A 20,087-nucleotide genomic window follows, 5' to 3' on the forward strand; every position below is an offset into this window, starting at 1 on the left:
GGCGTGCGGCGTGGGCGCCAAGCCACGCCTCCGCGGCGCGGCCGGCTCTGGGACAATGCGGGCAGCATTCCGCGGATCCGAAGCACAGACTGACCATGACCCAGCGCGTCCTGACCGGCATCACCACCACCGGCACCCTGCATCTCGGCAACTACGTCGGCGCCGTGCGCCGCGCCATCGCGGCCAGCCGCGAGCCCGGCGTGGAGAGCTTCTTCTTCATGGCCGACTACCACGCGCTGATCAAGTGCGACGAGCCCGACCGCATCGAGGCCTCGCGCCTGCAGATCGCCGCCACCTGGCTGGCCGCCGGCCTGGACACCTCGCGCGTGGTGTTCTATCGCCAGAGCGACATTCCGGAGATTCCCGAGCTCAGCTGGCTGCTGACCTGCGTGACCTCCAAGGGCCAGATGAACCGCGCCCACGCTTACAAGGCCGCGGTGGACGCCAATGTGGCCGCTGGCGAGGACGCCGACGCCGGCGTCACCATGGGCCTGTATTGCTACCCCATCCTGATGGCGGCCGACATCCTGATGTTCAACGCCCACCGCGTGCCGGTCGGCAAGGACCAGGTCCAGCACATCGAGATGGCGCGCGACGTCGCGCAGCGCTTCAACCACCTGTTCGGCGGCGCGGCCGGCACGGAGTTCTTCGTGCTGCCCGAGGCCAGCATCGATGAGGAGATGGAGCTGCTGCCGGGGCTGGACGGCCGCAAGATGTCCAAGAGCTACGACAACGTGATCCCCTTGTTCGAAGGCGGCGCCAAGGCCTTGAAGGATGCGATCGCGCGCATCGTCACCGACTCGCGCGCGCCCGGCGAACCCAAGGACCCGGACGGCTCGCACCTGGTGCAGATCTACGACGCCTTCGCGACGCCGGCCCAGCGCGAGGCCTTCCGCGCCCAGCTGCGCGCCGGCCTGGCCTGGGGCGAGGCCAAGCAGCAGCTGTTCGAGCTGATCGAGTCCGAGATCGGACCCATGCGCGAGCGCTACGACGCGCTGATGGCCAACCCCGAGAAGATCGAGGCCATCCTGATGGACGGCGCGGCCAAGGCGCGCGCGATCGCCGCGCCGCTGCTGCAGCGCCTGCGCGAGGCCGTGGGCCTGCGCCGCTTCCAGCCGCTGGTGGCCAAGGCCCAGGTGGTGAAGGAGAAGTCGGCGCTGCCGCAGTTCAAGCAGTACCGCGAGGCGGACGGGCTGTTCTATTTCAAGCTGCTCGCCGCCGATGGCACGCTGCTGCTGCAGAGCCAGGGCCTGGCCCAGGGCCGCGAGGCCGGCCAGTGGGTGGCGCGGCTGAAGAAGGACGGCGCCGGTGCGCTGGCGCAGGCGCCGGTGAGCCGCGGCGAGCAGGTCAGCGAGCAGCAGCTCGCCGACGCGCTGGCCGCGCTGCAGGCGGCCGAGGGCGCCTGAGGCGCGACCGCCGGCGCGCGCTGATGCCATGGACCCCGCCGCCGAGCCCACGGTCACGCAAGGCCTGACCCCCGCGGGCGCGGCGCAGGCCGGCGCGCCCGCCGCCGACGTGCAGCCCCACGCCGGCATGCGCCTGGGCGCCTGGTCGCTGATCGAGCGCATCGGCATCGGCGGCATGGGCGAGGTCTGGCTGGCGCGGCGCAGCGACGGGCTCTACGAGGCCAATGCCGCGGTCAAGCTGCTGCGCGCCGACATCACCGGCCCCGGGCTGGCCGCCCGCTTCGCGCGCGAGCGCGCGCTGCTGGGCCGCCTGAGCCATCCCGGCATCGCGCGCCTGCTGGACGCCGGGCTGGAGGGAGAGACCGCCTTCCTGGTGCTGGAGCATGTGCCCGGGCTGACCCTGTCCCACCATGCCGCCACGCGCGGGCTGTCGGTGGCGCAGCGCGTGCGCCTGCTGATCGGCGTGGCGCGCGCGGTCGAGTACGCCCATGCGCAGCTGGTCGTGCACCGCGATCTCAAGCCGGGCAATGTGATCGTCACGCCCGACGGCGAGCCCAAGCTGCTGGACTTCGGCATTGCCGCGCTGCTGGACGACGAGACCGGCGCCCCGCGCGACAGCGCGCTGACCCGCGTCGCCGGGCGCCGCCTGACACCCGCCTATGCGGCGCCGGAGCAGCTGCTGGGCGGCCCGATCGGCACCGCGGCCGACCAGTATTCGCTGGGCGTCATGCTGTTCGAGCTGCTCAGCGGCGAGCTGCCCTATGCCGGGCGCGACGCCAGCCCGCTGGCGATGGAACATGCGGTGCTGCACACCGAACCGCTGCGCCTGGCACACACGCGACCCACGGTCGGCGCGCGCGGCAGCGGGCCGGGCCTGCCGCCGGACCACCGGCTGGCGCGCGGCGACCTGGACGCCGTGGTGGCCAAGGCGCTGCGCAAGAACCCGGCCGAGCGCTATCCCAGCATGCGCGCCTTCATCGACGACCTGGAGGCCTGGCTGGCGCATCGACCGGTCAGCGTGCGCGGCGAGGACTGGCGCCACCGCGCCCGGCTGTGGCTGCGCCGCCATGCCGGGCTGGCGCTGGGCAGCGCGCTGGTGCTGGGTTCGCTGGCCGCCGGGCTGGGCCTGAGCCTGTGGCAATGGCAGCGCGCCGAGCAGGCGGCGCGGCGCAGCCAGCAGGCGGTGGAATACCTCGGCGACCTGCTGTCCAGCGCCAACCCCAACGAACATGGCGGCCGGCCACCCACCGTGCTGGACCTGCTGGAGAAGAGCCGCCGCGAACTGGACCAGCGCTTTGCCGGCGACGCCGAGCTGCGCGCCGACCTGCAGGGCGTGCTGGCCCATGTCTACCATGCGCAGGGCCGCATGGACCTGGCCATCGAACTGGGCGAGCGCCAGCTGCAGCAGCTGCGCGCGCTCTGGCCCGCCGACGACGCGCGCGTGCTCGAAGCGCAGATGCAGCTGGCCCGCACCTACAACGCCGCCGGGCTGGTGGACCGCGTCATCGAACTCGTCGCGCCGCTGCAGACGCCGGCGCGCCGGCACTGGGCGCACGACTCGGACGACTACAACGCGCTGCTGCAAATGCTCTTCGTCGCCTACACCAAGACCGGGCGCTTCGCCGAGGCCGAGGCGCTGGAACCGGAGATGGTGGCCGTCAACGCGCGGGCCACGCCCGAAGGCTCGATGGCGCGCGTGGCGGTGCTCAACAAGATCGCCATCCTGCGCTATGCCCAAGGCCGTTTCGCCGACGCGCAGGCGGTGCTGGAGCAGGCGCGGCCGGCCTGGGCGGCGGGCATGAAGACCGATTCGGTCGAGGTCCTGGCCCAGCGCCGCGGGCTGCTGACCATGCAGATGCGCCGCCTGCTGCCCATGGCGTTCGAGCGCGAGGTGGACGCGCTGACCGTCGAGATGGACCGCGTGCTGGGCCCGGACAGCGAGACCGCGCTGGGCCTGCGCAACGAGCTGGCGACCTGGTGGCAGGACCAGGGCGACTACGCCGCCGCGCTGCGCCAGCGCGAAGCGGTGCTCGCCGCCAGCCTGGCGCGCGGCGTGCAGATGCCGGCGCTGCAGCTGCCGCGGCGCGCCCAGCTGCTGCTGACGCGCACGCTGCTGGGCGCGGGCGAGCCGGCGGCGCTGGCGCGCGAGGCGCGCGAGATCGCCGAGGCCGTGGAGCGCGAGCCGCGGCTGTCCGGACCCAACCGCGCCGAACCCTGGCTGAACCTCGCGCGCGCCGCGCTGCCGCTGGACCCCGCGCTGGCGCAGGAGCTGGCGCGGCGCATCCAGACCCTGCCGGTGCTGCAGACCAGCGCACCGCTGCGCAGCCGCCTGCAGCAACTGCAGGGCGCGCTGGCGCGCCAGCAGGGCGACCTGGACGCCAGCCGCCGCCTGCTGGCGCAGCGCGTGGCCGCGCTGGACGCGATCGACGAACCCGACCAGGCGCCGCGCTGGCGTGCCCAGCTGGACCTGGCCACCACCCTGGTGCTGCAGCGGGCCCCCGAGGCTCAGGCCGCGCTGGCGCGCGCCGACGCGCTGCGGCCGCGCCATCTGCGCCGGCCGCATCCGCTGGACGCCTGGCGCGACCGCCTCGCCCGCGGCGACGCGGCCAACCCGCCGGAGGCCGCGTTCTGACCTGCGTCAAACCCGGCGCCTGCTCCGACGCGGGGCTGCCGTGGAGTGGCGCCCCTAGAGCGCACAGGCTTGTCGCAAACCCCCTCCCGGACGGGGCTCAGGCGCGCTAGCCTCAGGCCCAGGCGCCGGGGTCCGTCCCAGGGCCACGACCACAAACGAGAGGAGACCCCCATGGCCGTCATCGGCAGCATTCCCGCCGACAGTCTGGCGCTGCAGCGCCTCTACCACTGGGAGCTGGAAACCCCCGAGCGGGTGACGCTGAGCCAGCCCATGGGCGACGGCACGGTCAAGGACTATGTCTGGCGCCAGGTCGCCGACGAGGTGCGGCGCATGGCCGCGCATCTGCGGGCCATGGGTCAGGAGTTGGGCTGGGAGCCGGGCGCGCGCGTCGCCATCCTGTCCAAGAACTGCGCCTGGTGGCTGATGAGCGACCTGGCGATCTGGATGGCCGGCTACGTCTCCGTGCCGCTCTATCCGACGCTGGCGCCCGAGACCATCGCGCAGATCCTCTCCCACAGCGAGTCACGCGCGCTCTTCATCGGCAAGCTGGACGGCTGGGAGTCTATGCGCGCCGGCGTGCCCGACGGCCTGCCCTGCATCAGCTACCCGCTGTCGCCCGCCGACGTGCGCGAGCGCCACGAGGACTGGGACGCGATCTGCGCGCGCAGCCGCCCGCTGGTGGGCGAACCCGCCCGCGCGGCCGATGAGCTGGCCACGCTGATCTACACCTCCGGCACCACCGGCGCGCCCAAGGGCGTGATGCACAGCTTCGGCAACTTCGCCTGGGCCATCGCCGCCGGGCTGGGCCGCATCCCCATCGGGACCGACGACCGCCTGCTGTCCTATCTGCCGCTGGCCCATGTGGTGGAGCGCGTGCTGGTCGAGCATGGCTGGCTGCGCACCGGCCTGCGCATCTACTTCGCCGAGAGCCTGGACACCTTTGCCGAGGACCTGCAGCGCGCGCGGCCCACGGTGTTCTTCTCGGTGCCGCGGCTGTGGACCAAGTTCCAGCACGGCGTGCTGGCCCGGCTGCCGCAGCGCAAGCTGGACCTGCTGCTGGGCCTGCCCCTGATCGGCGGCCTGGTCCGGCGCAAGATCCTCAAGGCCCTGGGCCTGGAGCGCTGCCGCATCGCGGCCGGCGGTGCCGCGCCCATGCCGCTGGCGCTGCTGCAGTGGTACCACCGGCTGGGCCTGCCCATCAACGAGGGCTACGGCATGACGGAGAACCTGGCCGTCTCCCACATCACCGTGCCGGGCATTGACCAGATGGGCACCGTGGGGCCGGCCTACGACGGCGTGCAGACCCGCATCGACGCGCGGACCGGCGAGCTGCAGATGAAGAGCCCGGCGCTGATGATGGGCTACTACAAGCAGCCCGAGCTGACCGCCGACACGCTCACCCACGACGGCTGGCTGCGCACCGGCGACAAGGCCGAGCTGCGCGAGGACGGCTGCCTGCGCATCACCGGCCGCGTCAAGGATTTGTTCAAGACGAGCAAGGGCAAGTACGTGGCGCCGGCGCCCATCGAAGACCGGCTGGCGATGCACGATGCGCTGGAAGCCTGTGTGGTGACGGGCGCCAACCTGGCACAGCCGCTGGGCCTGGCCATGCTGTCGCCCGAGGCCGTGCAGAAGGCCGCGACCGGCGCCGGCCGCCAGCAGCTGACGGCCGAGCTGGAACGCCACCTGGCCGAGGTCAACGCGCGGCTGGACCCGCACGAGCGCCTGGACTGCCTGGTGCTGCTCAGCACCCCCTGGACCGTCGACAACGGCCTGATCACCCCCACCTTCAAGGTCCGCCGCAACCGCGTGGACGAGCTCTTTGGCGCGCGGCTGGAAGGCTGGGCGGAACAGGGGCGCAAGAGCCGGGTCGTCTGGGTGGATTGAGTGGCGTGGGCCCCTCGTCCAGCGGGATCCTGGGGAGACCTGGCGTAAGGCCCGGTGGCGCGGCAGGCCTTGCCCGGCGAGCTGCCGCGTGGCGGGCGGGGAGGGGCCGCGCGCCCCATGCCCCACTCATCCCCCGCGATCGCCGTCCGCCGGCGCCTCCACCGCGGGCGCGCCGCCCTGCTCCGGCGCCCGCAGGGGCAACTCGATCACGAACCGCGCGCCCTCGCCAGGACGGCTGAACACGCGGATGCTGCCGCCCAGCAGGTTGCTGACGATGTTGTAGCAAATGTGCAGTCCCAGCCCCGAGCCGCCCTGGCCCAGCCGGGTGGTGAAGAAGGGCTCGAAGATGCGCCGCAGGTGCTGCGGCGGGATGCCGTGGCCGTCGTCGCTGAAGTCGATGCGCACGGACTCGGCGCCCAGGCGCCTGGCTTCCAGCCGCATGCGACCGTCGCGCCGCCCGGCAAAGCCGTGCAGCTGGGCATTGAGCACCAGGTTGCTGAGCACCTGGCCCAGCGGGCCGGGGAAGCTGTCCAGCTCCAGCGCCGGGTCCACCGCCAGTTCCAGCTGATGCCCCTCGCGGCGCAGCCGTGCCGCCAGCGTCACGGCCACCTCCTCGCACAGCGTCAGCAGGCGGAAGATGCGGCGCTGGTCCGAGGTCTGGTCCACCGCCAGCTGCTTGAAGCTGGCGATCAGGCCCGCCGCCTGCTCCAGCGCGCGCGTCAGCACCGTGGTGGACTCGGTGTTGCGCTCGCAGAACTGGGCCAGCTCCGAGCGCCGCAGCCCGCCCTCCCGCAGCCGCTCGGCCATGTGCTGGCTGGCCTCCTGCAGCGTGCTGGCCATCAGCAGCCCGTTGCCGATCGGCGTGTTCAGCTCATGGGCCACGCCGGCCACCAGCGCGCCCAGCGCGGCCAGCTTCTCGTGCTCCACCAGGCGCTCCTGGGTCAGGCTCAGGCGCCGGTAGGCCTCGGCGTTGTCGTAGGCCACCGCGGCATAGGCGCCCAGCGTGCGCAGGATGTCCAGCTCCGCGGGACCGAACGCCGCTTCGCGCTCGCTGACGACGCCGATCACGCCGATCACCTGGTCTTTCAGCAGCATGGGCACGTACAGCCCGGAGCCGGCGACGATGGGCTCGCCCTGGTCCAGCAGCTGCAGCCGGTCGGTGCCGGCGCGCCGGCGCGCCACCTCGTCGAGCACGCGGTGGTCCTGCGTGATGTGGGTCAGCACCAGCTCGCGCGCCTCCAGCACGCATTGCACCGAGGGCTGGTCGGGAATGTCCAGGCTGCGCACATAGGGGCGCACCGGGCGGCCCTGCTGGCGCACGAAGTCGTAGTGCAGCAGCCGCTCCTGCCAGTCCACCCGGCCGACGCCGAAGACATCCGCCGGCACCAGCTCGCGGGCATGCTCGTAGAGCGTCTGGCAGATCGCCTCGGGGTCGCGGATGGCGGTGATGCGCCGGCCGATCTCGCTGAGCAGCGCGATGTCGCGGCGCGCCTTCTCGGCGGCCTCGCGCTGGGTCTCGGCCAGTTGCTTCTCGCGCGCCAGCTGGCGGCCCTGCTCCACGACCTCGGCGGTGCGGTCGCGCACCTTGCGCTCCAGCTGCAGCTGGCGGCCGCGCAGCGTGCGCTCGCGCCAGCGCAGCGCCAGCAGCACGCCGCCCAGCAGCAGCAGCGCGGCGCCCGCGCGCCACCACCAGGTGGCCCAGTAGGGCGGCTGCACCTCCAGGGTCAGCAGCGGTTGCGGCTCGCTCCACACCCCGTCGGGATTGGCGGCCTTGGCCAGCAGCCGGTAGCGGCCGGGGTCCAGGTTGGTGTAGGTGGCGATGGGCTGCCCGGCCGGCGCGGGGATCCAGTCGCGGTCGAAGCCCTCCAGCTTCCAGGCGTAGCGCAGCTGCGTGGGGTCGGTGAAGTGCAGCGCCGACAGCTCCAGGCTGATCATGCTGTGCTGCGGCGCCAGGCGGAGGCTCCGGGTCAGGTGCAGCGCGCCGTCCACGCCCAGCGCCTGCGCCTGGCCGGCCGCCTGCGCGTCGCCCGGGTCGGCGCTGAGCGAGCGGTTGAACAGGCGCAGGTCGGACAGCAGCACGCGCGGCGCCTGCGGGTTGTCGCGCAGCTCGGCGGGCTGGATGCGCAGCAGCCCCACGCTGCCGAAGTAGAGGCTGCCGTCCGGTCCGCGCGCGGCGGCGCCGAAATTGAAGCCGCGCTCGATGCGGTTGCGCAGGGGAAAGTGGCGCAGCGTGCCACCGTCGGGGTCGAAGCGGGTCAGGCCCTCCTCGTTGGCCAGCCACAGCGCGCCATCGGCGTCGTCCTGCAGCGCAAAGTAGCCGCTGCCGGCCTGGCCCGCCAGCGGCTGCGCGCGCAGGCGCGCCGGCCCGCCGTCCGCGCCGCCGGGCAGCAGCTCGTACAGGCCCTGCGTCGTGCCCAGCCAGAGGCGGCCGCCCGCGTCCTGGCGCAGCGCCTGCACGCCCAGGCGCTCCGGCGCGGGCAGCTCGGCGCTGGGGCGCAGCGGCGCGACGAAGGCGTCGCGCGCCGCGTCGTAGAGGATCAGCCCGCTCTTGCTCCCCAGCCACAGCCGGCCCTCGCGGTCCTCCAGCAGGCAGTCGATGGTGTGGCCGGGCAGCGCGCCCGGCTCGCCGGCGCGGGCGCGGAACACCTGGGGGCGGCGCTGGCCGGGCAGGAAGCGGTAGAGGCCGGCCGCGCTGGCGGCCCAGACGCGCCCCTGGCGGTCCTGCAGCAGCGCGCTGATGGAGGCGGCCGCGGGCGACTCCTCGTTCAGTGCCAGGCGCTCGCTGCGCCGCTGTCGCGGGTCGTAGCGCAGCAGCCCGCCGTCGCCGCCGATCCACAGCTGGCCCTCGCGGTCGCGCAGCAGCGCCTTGACGCGGGCGAGTGGCTGCTCGGTCAGCGGAATCTGCTCGGTCCGCCCGTCGGCCAGGCGCAGCCGGTTCAGCCCGCCGCCATAGGTGCCCACCCAGGCATGGTCCGGGCCGTCCATCAGCACCGCCAGCACCGCGGAATGGGAGAGGCTGGCGGGATCGCCGGGCACCGCGTTGTAGTGGCTGAAGCCGCCCTGGTTCAGGTCCGCGAGGCTGATGCCGCGGCCCCAGGTGCCCGCCCACAGCGTGCCGCTGCGGTCCAGCATCAGCGAGGCCAGCGCGTTGTCCGCCGGGCTGCCGGTGACCGCCGGCTGGTGCTCGAAGCGCTGCAGGCCCTGGTCCTCGCTCCAGCGCGCCAGCCCGCCGGCCCCGGTGCTGGCGATCCAGATCCGGTCCTGGGTGTCGCGGAGCAGGTCGTAGACCGCGCCGCGCGGCAGCGCATCCAGCGCCGCGTCGGTGACCGGCGCCAGCCCGCCCGGCTGCTGCGGCGCCGGGCGCCAGACCTGCACGCCGCCGCTGAGCCCCACCCACAGGCGCTGCCGCGCGTCCAGCGCGAGCGCGCGCGGCAGCAGCGCCGCCGCGGGCTGCCGCGCGGCGCCATGCCCGTCGCGCGTGTGGGCCCAGGCCAGCAGCCGCCCGTCGGCCGCGACGCGGATCACCTCGCGGTCATAGGCGGCCCAGACGCCGCCCTGGCCGTCGGGCAGCAGCCGGCGCACGCGGCCGGCCGGCGCCAGCGGTGCCGGGGCCGGCCAGCGCTCGAAGCGCTCGCCGTCCAGCCGCAGCAGGTAGAGCCCGTCCGGCAGGCCCACCCACAGCCGGCCGGGGCCGGCCGGCGCCAACCCGCTCACCACGAGCGGCACGCCGGGCGGCGACGGCGGCATCGCGAGGCGGCGCAGCGTCTCGCGGCCCAGGTCCAGCCGGTCCAGGCCCTGGCCCGTGCCGACCCACAGCGCGCCCTGGCCGTCGTCCAGCAGCGCGTGGATCACCGGATGGCTGAGCGAATCGGCGCGCGCCGGGTCGGGCTTGAACACCCGCATGTGGCGCCCATCGAAGCGCGCCAACCCGTTGGTGGTGCCCAGCCATACCAGGCCGTTGTGGTCCTGCAGGCTGACCACCACCGCCTCGCTGGGCAGCCCGTCCTGCGCCTGCAGCGTGGTGAAGCGCAGGCGCTGCAGCGCATCGGCCAGCGCCGGTCCCGCGACGCACAGCCAAGCCACCGCGAGCAGCGCGCCGAAGGCGCGGCGCAGCAGCGCCCGCCCGCTCGGCTGCCGTCCGGGGGCGGTGAGAAAACTCGGGGCCACCCTTCGTTTTCTCATGAGGACCTCATCATCTTCTTTGCTGATGAGGCAGCGTAACGTCGCAGACGGCTTGTGAACAGATCCGCAGAACCCATATAAGGGGGCTCACGGATAGCCAGCGGGAGGCCGGTGTGGGCATGTGGAAGGGCGTCTGGCGCCAATGGGCGGCCGCGTTGCGCAGCGAATTGCTGACCGTCTACTACGCGGCGCGCGACCGCGAGACCCCCTGGGGCCTGCGCCTGCTCGCGCTGGCGGTGGCTGCCTATGCGCTGAGTCCGATCGACCTGATTCCCGATTTCATCCCGGTGCTGGGCTGGCTGGACGATCTGCTGCTGGTGCCGCTGGGGCTGTGGCTGGTGCTGCGCCTGCTGCCGCCCGCGGTGCTGCAGCGCGCCCGTGGGCGTGCCGCGCAGCAGCGCCTGCGCCTGCCGCGCAACCTGCTCGTCGCGGGGCTGATCGTGCTGCTGTGGCTGCTGGCCCTGGGGGCGCTGGGCGTGTGGCTGCTGCGCGGCATGGCCGGCACGGTCTGAGCGGCCGCACCGCTGCGGCTATGCTGGGCGCATGGAATTCCGGCTGATCTATGAGGGTCCCCTGCATGGCCAGGGCGCCAAGTCCGCGCACAAGTGGGAGATCCGGCGCGCGCTGCATCCGCAGCTGCAGGAGCTGTGGCATCAGCAGCGCGCCTTGCGCGAGGCCTCGGACTGGCTGCTGGCGCATCCGCCGCGGTCCGACCGGCCCTCGGTGATCGTCGAGAAGGGCGGGCTGCTGTTCGCGCCGCTGGTGACCCAGCGCCTGGACCTCTATGCCGAGATCTCGGTGCTGCTGCTGCGCCAGCAGCCGCGCGGCACGCTGATCACCGACGGCGGCGACATCGACAACCGCCTGAAGACCCTGCTGGACGGCCTGCGCGTGCCGCATGGCGCCAACGAAGGCCGGCCCGATCCCAGCGCGGCGATCGACCCGCGCCCCTTCTTCTGCCTGCTGGAGGATGACTCGCTGGTCACCAAGGTCAGCGTGGAGACCGAGCAGCTGCTGCGCCCGGCACGGCCCGACGAGGTGGTCGCGGTGATCGGCGTGCATGTGAAGAAGACGGCGCTCAGCGTCGTCAACATGTCGATCTGACCGGTCTCACGCGCGCGGCACGCTCATTCGCAGGCGTCGATGCGGTCCCGTCCCGCGCCCTTGGCGGCATAGAGCGCGGCATCGGCGCGACGCAGCAGCGCGTCCTCGCTCTCGCCAGGGCGGCGCTGTACCAGGCCGGCCGAGCAGGTGTAGCCCAGGCCCGGGTGCTCGACCAGCGGGCGTGCGCGGCGCACGCGCTCCAGCAGTCGTTCGACGACCTCCATGGCGCGCGGCAACGGCGTGCGCGCCAGCAGCAGCATGAACTCCTCACCACCCAGCCGTGCGCAGACGTCCTCGCGCCGCGTGCCGGCCTGCAGCGCGCGGGCGAAGTCGCGGATCACCTCGTCGCCGGCGGCATGGCCCAGGCTGTCGTTGATGCGCTTGAAATGGTCCAGGTCCAGCAGCGCCAGGCACAGCGGGCCGGGCTGCTTGAGCGCGCGCTGCAGCAGCGCCATGCCGTGCGCGCGGTTGCTCAGCCCCGTCATCGCATCGGTCTGCGCGGCGCGCTGCGCCCGGGCATGGGCGACGCGCAGCGCGCGGTCGTCCTGGCGGAGATGGGTGATGTCCGAGGCCACGCACAACAGCCAGCCATCGGGCTGCAGGGTTTCGCACATCCAGATCCAGCGCCCGTCGGCGAGGTCGGCCTCGAAGGCGCGAAAGGGCAGCTTGCCGCGCCGCGAGGCCACGGCGCTGAGCCAGGTCTCGATGTCGCCGGTCTCGATCAGCGCGCCGCGCCCGCTGGCGTGGTTGGCGCGCATGATCTCGGTCCACAGCGGCTGCTCGTCGGGGCCGAGGTCGTAGGCGAGCCGGAAGGCCGGGTTGGCATGGCGCAGCCGGTCCTCCGGATCGAAGACCGCCAGCAGCTGCTCGCTGCGTTCGAACAATTCAAGAAGGCGGCCGTCGACCGGCATGTCAACCCCGGGAGGGAAAAGGTTGTCGATGTCGAACGACTCTACCGCATGCGCGCACGCCGCCCGCCATCTGCGTTAGGCTGGCGGGCCGCCCGTTGGCTGGAGGAGATGGACCGTGTTCGGAACCCAGGACCTGACCTTGTTCGTGATTTCCGGACTGCTGCTGAACATCACGCCAGGGCCGGACTCGCTGCTGATCCTGGCACGCAGCGCCGGCCAGGGTTTTCGCGCCGGCTCCGCCGCGGCGCTGGGCATAGGCGCGGGCACTTGCGTCCACGTGCTGGCGGCGGCGCTGGGGCTGTCGGCGCTGCTGTCGGCCTCGGCCTGGGCCTTCACCGCGGTGAAGCTGGTCGGTGCGGCCTACCTGGTCTATCTGGGCCTGGCGATGCTGCGCAGCCGCGCCCGGCCGGCCGCGGCCACGCCGTCGGAAGCGCCCGCACCGGCCCCGTTGTGGCAGATCTTCCGCCAGGGCTTCCTGACCAATGTGCTCAACCCCAAGGTGGCGCTGTTTTTCCTCGCCTTCGTGCCGCAGTTCATCGCGCCGGACGCGCCGCACAAGGCGCTGGCCTTCCTGCTGCTGGGCGCGATCTTCAACCTCAACGGCATGCTGTGGTGCCATGCGCTGGCCTGGATGGGCGCGCTGGCCGGGCGGCGCGTGCGCGCCGGGCTGGGCCACGACGGCCGCCTGGCGCGGCTGACGTCATGGCTCAACCGCACGATGGGCGCGCTGTTCCTGGCCTTCGGGCTGCGCCTGGCCCTGTCGCAGGCCCGCTAGCCGCTCGCGCGGCGGGTCAGCCCGCGTCGTGCATGCCCTGGTGGTGGCTCAGGTAGATGCGGCCCCGGAACCAGCGCTCGAAGCCACCGGCGCGCAGCCGGTCCAGCACCGGGCCCTTGACCTCGCTGAGGTCCAGGCGGCGCTCCTGGCGCGCCAGCGCGTCCTGCAGCTCGTGCAGCGCCTCCAGGCCGCTGACGTCGATGCCGTTGACCGGCGACATCTGCAGCAGCACGCGGCGCGCCTGAGGGTGCTGGTCCAGATGGGCCTGGACCACATCGGCCAGGCTGCGCACATTGGTGAACAGCAGGCTCTCGTCGATGCGCAGGCCCAGCACCTGCGGGTCCAGTTCGACGCGGTGGCGGTCCACGTTGCGGTAGTGTTCGGTGCCCGGCACGCGGCCGATCAGCGCCACGTGCGGACGCGCGGTGCGCTGCAGCAGCAGCGCGATCGAGCCCAGCACACCCAGCCCCAGCGCCAGGCTGATCCCTTCCAGCAGCACCAGCAGCGCGACGGTTGCCATCAGCAGCGCCTCGGCGCGGTCGTAGCGCCAGGCGAGCACGAAGGGGCGCGCCGAGAGCCCGGACAGCACGGCGACGACGATGGTCGCGGCGAGCACCGCCCGGGGCAGCCAGGCCAGCACCGGGGCCAGGGTCAGCAGCGCCAGCCCCATCAGCAGCGCGACCAGCACGCCGGTGAAGCGGCTGCGGCTGCCGGCATCGCTGACCAGCACGCTGCGCGAGAAGCTGGCGGCCACCGGCATGCCGCCGCTCAGCGCGGCCGCGAGGTTGGCGCCGGCCAGGCCCATCAGCTCGCGGCGTGGCTGCACGCGCTGGCCGTGGCGGCGCGCCAGCGATTCGGCGACGGTGAGGCTGGACACATAGGCCATCAGCGCGATCATCGCGGCGCCGGGCAGCAGGGCCTGCCACACGCCCGCGTCCAGGCGCGGCAGCGTCAGGCTCAGCTGCAATGGCGGCAGCGCGCCGATCAGCGCCAGCGATGGCGGCCGCAGCGCCCAGACGATGAGCAGGGCGGTCAGCAGCACGGCCAGCGGCGCCAGGCGCACCAGCAGCGCGGCGCGCGCGGCCCCCATCCAGCGCTGCAGCAGCGGCCCCAGCGCGCGGCGCGACAGCAGCAGCGCCGCGATGGCGCCCAGGCCCAGCGCGGCGCTCGGCGCGTCCAGGCGCCAGCCCGTCGCATCCGCCGAGCGCCACAGCGCGCCCAGCGTACCGCCCTGCGCCGGGCTGCCCAGCAGCGCGGGCAGCTGCGAGGCCGCGATGGCCAGCGTCGCGCCGGCCTCGAAGCCCTGCAGCACGGGCACCGACAGCAGCGCGGCCAGCGCGTCCAGGCGCAGCAGCGCGGCGGCGGCGAGCAGCAACCCCACTTCGGCGGCCAGCACCAGCGCGGCTTCGGACGGGCTGACCCCGGCCGGCGCCAGCGCCAGGCTCTGCATGATCATCAGCGCCAGCACCGCGACCGGGCCGACGTTCAGATAGGGGCTGGAGCCCAGCAGCGCGTAGGCCAGCAGCGGCAGCAGGCTGGCGTACAGACCCACCTGCGCGGGCAGGCCGGCCAGCAGCGCGTAGGCCAGGCTTTGCGGGATCAGCAGCACGCTGACGACCAGCGCGGCCACGGCATCGTCGCCCAGCTTGTCCTTCAGATAGGCGGACAGGCCGGGCCGGGCGGAACTCGGGAGCATGGCGCGCAGTCTACGCGGCCGCCGGCTCGGGTCCCTGCACGGTGAGCAGCTGCACGCGCTCGTTGGAGCAGGCGTTCTCGAAGTCGGCCTCGATCTGCAGCAGGGCCTGCGCGTCCTCGGCCGCCACCAGGCCGATGCCTACCGCGCGGTTGCGGCCGCGCGACTTCGCGGTGTAGAGCGCCATGTCGGCCCAGTTCACCGCCTGTTCCCAGTGCAGCGCGATCTGCGCCGGCGGCAGCGGGAAGTGCGCGAAGCCGATCGACGCGGTGACGCGCAGCGGGCCGGCCTCGGTCGCGACGGGCGTGCCGCCGATGGCCTGCAGCACGCGCTGCGCCAGCTGTGCCAGCGCGTCGTTGCCGACGCCGGTGATGAAGATCAGGAACTCCTCGCCGCCCCAGCGCACCACCAGGTCCTCGTCGCGCACGGCCGTGCGCAGCCGCCGCGCCACCTCGCAGATCACCGCGTCGCCGGCGGCATGGCCCTGGCGGTCGTTGATGTGCTTGAAATGATCGATGTCCACCATCATCAGCGCGCCGTCGAAGCGGCCCTGCATGCGCTGCTCCATCACGCCGAGGAAATGGCGCCGGTTGGCGAGGTCGGTGAGCGGGTCGCGCTCGCTCTGCGCGCGCAGCAGCGCCTGCTTGGCCTTGAGCCGGCGGTTGGCCTCGCGCACGCGCCCCAGCATCACCACCACCAGCAGCAGCGACAGCCCGAGCAGCACGGCCAGGCCGATGCCCACCGAGCGCGCGAGCTGGCGGTTGTTCAGCTGCTGGTCCTTCAGGGCCTCGTCGCGGCGCAGCAGCTCCAGGTCGCGCTCGCGCGCGCCGCTGTCGTATTTGTGCGCGAGCTGGCGCAGCGCCGCCTGGCGGGTGCGGGCGTTGAGCTCCTCGTTGACGCCGCGCTCCTCGTGATAGAGGCGCAGCGCCTCCTTGTGCTGGCCCGCGCGCGCATAGGCCTCGCCCAGTTCGCGCAGCTGCACCGCGCGCTGGCTCAGGTTGCCACTGCCTTCGCGCAGCTGCTCCACCAGCGCGATCTCGCGCCGCGCGGCGTCGAACTGGCGCAGCAGCACCAGGGCCACCGAGAGGTTGTGGCGCAGCGTGCGCTCCAGTCGCTGGTCGCCGTAGGACTGCAGCACCGGCAGCGCGAGCCGCGCCTGCTCGATGGCCTCGCGCGGGCGGCCCAGGTGCATGTAGGCGTCGACCAGGTTGCTGCGGATCTGGGCGGCGTCGCGCGGGGCCTCGGCCTGCTGCGCCAGCTCCAGGGCCTCGTCGAGCAGGCGCAGCTGCCGCACCCCGCCGTCGGTGCGCGGCACCAGCGTGGCCTCGAACATGCGCAGCCGCGCCATCAGCAGCGGGTCGCCGCCGGCCAGCGGCTGGGCCTGCGCCAGCCAGTCGTGCGCCTGCTCGCCCTGGTTCTGGCGCGCCGCCACCACGCTCATGGACATCAGCGCCTGGCTCTGCTGGCGCGCCGGCAGCGACAGCCGCGCCAGCTCCAGCGCCTGGCGCGCGCTCGCCTCGGCAAAGGCCAGCTCGCCGGAGGCCAGCTGGCTGCGCTGGATCAGGCGCAGCGCATGCCAGCTGGCGCGCCAGTCGCAGCCTTGCTGGACCAGCGCCGGCGGCGTCGGGCGCTGGCAGGCGGGGTTGAGCTGGGCCAACGCGCGCTGGGCATGCTCGCCGGCGCGGGCCGCGGAGCCGCGCCGGTCCTCGATCTCGGCGCGCAGCAGCTCGGCCAGCTCCGGGGCCTGGTCCTTGTCCAGCGCCTGCGCGATCGTGGCGGCCGCGTCGCGGCTGCCGGACAGCGCCTCGGCGCGGCCGATGCTGAAGTCGATGCGGCGCTGCAGCGCCGCGTCGCCGGCATGGCGGGCGCGCATTTCGCGCAGCGCGCGCAGGGCGCGGGTGGGGTCGTTGTAGCTCTGGCTGTCCAGCTCCAGCAGGCGCAGCTCCAGCGCGTTGGGCCCCGGCGCGGCCAGGGCCGGCGCGCAGGCCAGGGCCAGCAGCAGCGCGGCGAGGCGAAGCGCTTCACGCATGGCGCGCCTCCACCGGCGGGCCCTGCACGCAATGGATCTGCGCGCGTCCGGCATGCCAGGCCGATTCCAGCTGGGCGCCCAGGACCAGCGCCTCGTCGGCGTGGCGCGCCTCCATCGCCGTCACGCCATAGGCCTTGTTGCGGCCATGGGCCTTGGCCATGTACATCGCGGTGTCGGCCAGGTCCAGCGCGCGTTCCCAGTCCAGCACCACGCCATGCGGCTGCAGCGGGAAGCAGGCATAGCCGATGGACGCGGTCACGGTGATGGCCTGGCTGCCATGCATCACCGGCTTGCTGCCCACCTGGTCCAGCAGGCGCTGCGCCAGGTGGCCGGCGTCCAGCGGGTCGGGAGAGCGGATCAGGATCAGGAACTCCTCGCCGCCCCAGCGCACCACCAGGTCCTGCTCGCGCAGCACGGCGCGCAGCCGGCGCGCGACCTCGATCAGCACGCTGTCGCCGGCCGCATGGCCCCATTGGTCGTTGATGCGCTTGAACAGATCGATGTCGATCAGGAAGAGGCTGCCGCGCAGGCCGGCGTCGGCCTGGCGGATCACGGACTGGAAATGACGCCGGTTGGACAGCCCGGTGAGCGGGTCGCGCTCGCTCTGCTCGCGCAGCGATTCGTTGGCCTGCGCCAGCGCCGCGTTGGTGCGGCGGATGCGCCGGTAGGCCAGCGACAGCAGCGCCGCGGACAGCAGCACGCAGGCGCCGACCTCGGCCCACAGGCGCAGCTGCAGGTCGCGGCTGAGGATCTCGCCCTCCTTGAGCCGGTTGCCGCGGTTGAGCAGCTCGATCTCCTTGCGCCGACGCGTGTCCTCATAGCGCGCCTCAGCCTCCAGCACGGCCTTGCGCGATTCCTCGTGCAGCACCTGGTCGAACAGCTCGCGCGAGCGGTGGTAGGCATCCAGCGCGCCGGGCAGGTCGCCGGCCTGCTCCAGGTACTGGCCCAGCTCGCGCCAGGACTCGGCGGTGTAGCCGCCGGCCCCGCGCTCGACCTCCATGTGGATGGCCGCCAGCACGTCACGCTTGCCTTCCTCGATGCGGCGCTGGCCGATCTTGGCGATGCCCAGGTTGTGCAGCGCGAGGATTTCGGAGCTGAGGCGGTGGTGCTGGCGCGCCAGCTCCAGCGCCTGGCGCGCGGTTGCTTCGGCCTGCGCGAATTCGCCGCGGCGCAGCATGTGGTCGGCCAGGTTGCCCAGTGCCAGCGCCTCCAGCCGCGACGAGCCGGCCGCGCGGGCCTGCTCCAGCGCCGCGTTGAGCGCCTCGCGGGCCGCCGCGCTGGGCCGGTCGCTGGCGTGCACGATGCCGCGCACCGTGTAGACGTCGTACAGCGTGACCGGATTCGGGTCCTGCCGCGCCAGCGCCAGTGCCTCGTCGGAGTAGCGCAGCGCGCGCTCGGGCTGGTCCATGCGGTTGCTGACGTCGGTCAGCGCGGCCAGCGAGGCGACGCGGCGCCAGACACCGCCCAGCCCGTCGGCCATCTCCAGCGCGCGCAGATTGTTCTCGATCGCGTTGTCCAGCTCGCCATAGTCGGCCTGGACGCGTGCCAGCGTGGCCAGCGCGCGCCAGGCCAGGCGGCGCTCCAGCGGTGCCAGCTCTTCCGGCGGCAGCGGCGCCAGCAGGCGCAGCGCCACGCTCAGCTCGCCGTTGTTCTGCGCCCATTGCGCCTGGGCCAGCCGCTCGGCCAGCCGGGCGCTGCGGCGCAGCGCGTTGTCGGGCCAGTTGGCCAGCTCGGCGACCGCGGCGTCGAAGCCGGGGCGGTCGCGCAGCAGGCCCAGCAGGTTGGCGCGTACGCTGAGGCCTTCGAGCCGCTCGGCGCTGCCCGGCGGGCAGCGGCCCAGCAGCACGGCCAGGGCCGGCGCATGGTCCTCGGGCAGCGAGAGGCCGACGCGCTCCAGCTGGTCCAGCTCGTTGATCAGTGCGCTGTCACGGCGCAGCACGGGCGCGGCGGGGGCGGCGTCGGCCGTACCGGCCTCGGGCTGGCAGGCGCTCAGCACCAGGCACAGCAGCAGCAGGCCCAGCCCCCGGCTGCGCGCGCAGATGCTGGTCCGCGGGTCGCCCGTCTTCATTGCCATGTCCATGCGCCAGTTCTTCGCCCCCTCGCGGCTGCTCCCCTCGTGGTGGGGGACGAGCCCGGCGGCCCGACCGTCCTGGCGTCAGCGGGCGCGCGCGCGGCTCAACAGCGCGTGCAGCAGGATCGCACCAAAGGTGGCCGTTCCTATGCCACCCAGCGCAAAGTCTCCGAGCTTCAGTGTGAAATCACCGGTTCCCAGGATCAGCGTGACGGCCGCCACCATCAGGTTGCGGTTGTCCGAGAAGTCCACCCGGTTGTCGACCCAGATCTTGGCGCCCGCCACCGCGATCAGGCCGAAGACGACGATGGACACGCCGCCCATCACCGCCAGCGGGATGGTCTGGATCAGCGCGCCGAACTTGGGGCTGAAGCCCAGCAGCAGCGCCATCAGCGCGGCGACGACAAAGACCGCGGTCGAGTAGATGCGCGTGGCCGCCATCACGCCGATGTTCTCGGCATAGGTGGTGACGCCGGTGCCGCCGCTGGCGCCACTGATCATGGTGGCCAGGCCATCGCCCATGAAGGCGCGGCCCAGATAGGGCGTCATGTCGCGGCCGGTCATCGCCGCCACCGCCTTCAGGTGGCCCAGGTTCTCGGCCACCAGGATCAGCGCCACCGGCGCGATCAGCAGCACGGATTTGAGCTCGACGCGCGGCGCGCTGAAGTGGGGCAGGCCCAGCCAGGGCGCGTGGGCGACCGCCGCGAAGTCGATCGCCTTGCCCAGGCCCAGCCCGTTGGTCAGCAGCGCATAGATGAGCGTGGCCAGGATCAGGCCGGCGAGGATCAGCAGGCGCTGCAGCATGCCGCGCGAGAACACCGCCACCAGCGCCACGCTGAGGAAGGTGACGCCCTGCATCCAGGCGTCGAAGGGCGTGGGCGCCATGTTCTTGATCGGGATCGCGGCCAGGTTCAGGCCGATCACCGCCACCACCGAGCCGGTGACCACCGGCGGCATCAGCCGCTCCACCCAGCCCGCGCCCGAGACCGAGACCAGCGCGCCGATGAGGAAGTACAGCGCGCCGCAGGCGACGATGCCGCCCAGCGCCACCGCCAGGTTGGGATTGGGCCCGCTGCCGCCATAGCCGGTGGCGGCGATCACCACGCCGATGAAGGCGAAGCTGGAACCCAGGTAGCTGGGCACCCGGCCGCCCACCATCACGAAGAAGATCAGCGTGCCCAGCCCGCTCATCAGGATGGCCACGTTGGGGTCGAAGCCCATCAGCAAGGGCGCCAGCACCGTGGCGCCGAACATGGCCACGACGTGCTGCACGCCCATGGCCAGGGTCTGCGGCCAGGACAGCCGTTCGTCCGGGGCCACGGTGACCCCCGTATCGACGCTCACCGGGCGCCACCGCAACAAGCCGCTCATGCAGTCCTCCAAAGTTGGCGGCGAGT

The 20,087-nt window shown here is 73.2% G+C and carries 12 protein-coding genes; 6 read left to right on the plus strand and 6 right to left on the minus strand.

Going from position 1 to position 20,087, the window contains the following annotated elements:
* The first annotated feature begins 95 nt into the window (after positions 1-95).
* The 3 genes from LZ017_RS18845 (at position 96) to LZ017_RS18855 (ending at position 5,925) form a co-directional block, all read left to right on the plus strand.
* The gene (locus LZ017_RS18845) at positions 96-1,406 is read left to right on the plus strand and encodes a tryptophan--tRNA ligase (protein WP_241398463.1); all 1,311 of its coding nucleotides are present in this window, start codon (positions 96-98) and stop codon (positions 1,404-1,406) included.
* 28 nt (positions 1,407-1,434) lie between these two features.
* On the plus strand, positions 1,435-4,038 hold the full coding sequence (locus tag LZ017_RS18850; RefSeq protein ID WP_241398464.1) for a serine/threonine-protein kinase: 2,604 nt from the start codon (positions 1,435-1,437) through the stop codon (positions 4,036-4,038).
* Between the two features lie 180 nt (positions 4,039-4,218).
* Positions 4,219-5,925, plus strand: coding sequence for an AMP-binding protein (locus LZ017_RS18855; protein ID WP_374109954.1), 1,707 nt, complete (start codon positions 4,219-4,221; stop codon positions 5,923-5,925).
* A gap of 126 nt (positions 5,926-6,051) precedes the next feature.
* Here LZ017_RS18855 and LZ017_RS18860 read toward each other — a convergent pair whose 3' ends face one another.
* Positions 6,052-10,107: a two-component regulator propeller domain-containing protein gene (locus tag LZ017_RS18860; protein WP_241398466.1), complete on the minus strand. Its 4,056-nt coding sequence runs from the start codon at positions 10,105-10,107 to the stop codon at positions 6,052-6,054.
* A gap of 119 nt (positions 10,108-10,226) precedes the next feature.
* Here LZ017_RS18860 and LZ017_RS18865 point away from each other — a divergent pair, with 119 nt between their 5' ends.
* Together LZ017_RS18865 and LZ017_RS18870 are read left to right on the plus strand one after the other, a co-directional pair.
* Entirely contained in the window at positions 10,227-10,619 is a 393-nt protein-coding gene (locus tag LZ017_RS18865) for a YkvA family protein (protein ID WP_241398529.1), read from the plus strand.
* Positions 10,620-10,650: 31 nt separating this feature from the next.
* A complete protein-coding gene (locus tag LZ017_RS18870) occupies positions 10,651-11,211 on the plus strand; it encodes a hypothetical protein (RefSeq protein WP_241398467.1) in 561 nt (186 codons plus the stop codon).
* 23 nt (positions 11,212-11,234) lie between these two features.
* On the opposite strand, the gene LZ017_RS18875 is transcribed toward LZ017_RS18870, so the two are convergent.
* Positions 11,235-12,122, minus strand: coding sequence for a diguanylate cyclase (locus LZ017_RS18875; RefSeq protein ID WP_241398468.1), 888 nt, complete (start codon positions 12,120-12,122; stop codon positions 11,235-11,237).
* Positions 12,123-12,237: 115 nt separating this feature from the next.
* Here LZ017_RS18875 and LZ017_RS18880 point away from each other — a divergent pair, with 115 nt between their 5' ends.
* Positions 12,238-12,897, plus strand: a complete 660-nt coding sequence (locus tag LZ017_RS18880; RefSeq protein ID WP_241398469.1) for a LysE family translocator — start codon at positions 12,238-12,240, stop codon at positions 12,895-12,897.
* A 16-nt stretch (positions 12,898-12,913) separates the two neighbouring features.
* On the opposite strand, the gene LZ017_RS18885 is transcribed toward LZ017_RS18880, so the two are convergent.
* The 4 genes from LZ017_RS18885 to LZ017_RS18900 all read right to left on the minus strand — a co-directional run bounded on the left by LZ017_RS18885 (position 12,914) and on the right by LZ017_RS18900 (position 20,061).
* Positions 12,914-14,593 (minus strand): SulP family inorganic anion transporter, encoded by a 1,680-nt coding sequence (locus tag LZ017_RS18885; protein WP_241398470.1) that lies wholly within the window; start codon positions 14,591-14,593, stop codon positions 12,914-12,916.
* A 10-nt stretch (positions 14,594-14,603) separates the two neighbouring features.
* Positions 14,604-16,619 (minus strand): GGDEF domain-containing protein, encoded by a 2,016-nt coding sequence (locus LZ017_RS18890; protein ID WP_241398471.1) that lies wholly within the window; start codon positions 16,617-16,619, stop codon positions 14,604-14,606.
* Positions 16,612-18,693: a diguanylate cyclase gene (locus LZ017_RS18895; RefSeq protein ID WP_241398473.1), complete on the minus strand. Its 2,082-nt coding sequence runs from the start codon at positions 18,691-18,693 to the stop codon at positions 16,612-16,614. Before LZ017_RS18895 ends, LZ017_RS18890 begins: the two co-directional genes overlap by 8 nt.
* Before the next feature lie 81 nt (positions 18,694-18,774).
* The gene (locus LZ017_RS18900; RefSeq protein WP_241398475.1) at positions 18,775-20,061 is read right to left on the minus strand and encodes a solute carrier family 23 protein; all 1,287 of its coding nucleotides are present in this window, start codon (positions 20,059-20,061) and stop codon (positions 18,775-18,777) included.
* Positions 20,062-20,087 lie beyond the last annotated feature (26 nt).

It is taken from the genome of Pelomonas sp. CA6 (assembly GCF_022549225.1).
Classification (GTDB): domain Bacteria; phylum Pseudomonadota; class Gammaproteobacteria; order Burkholderiales; family Burkholderiaceae_C; genus Roseateles.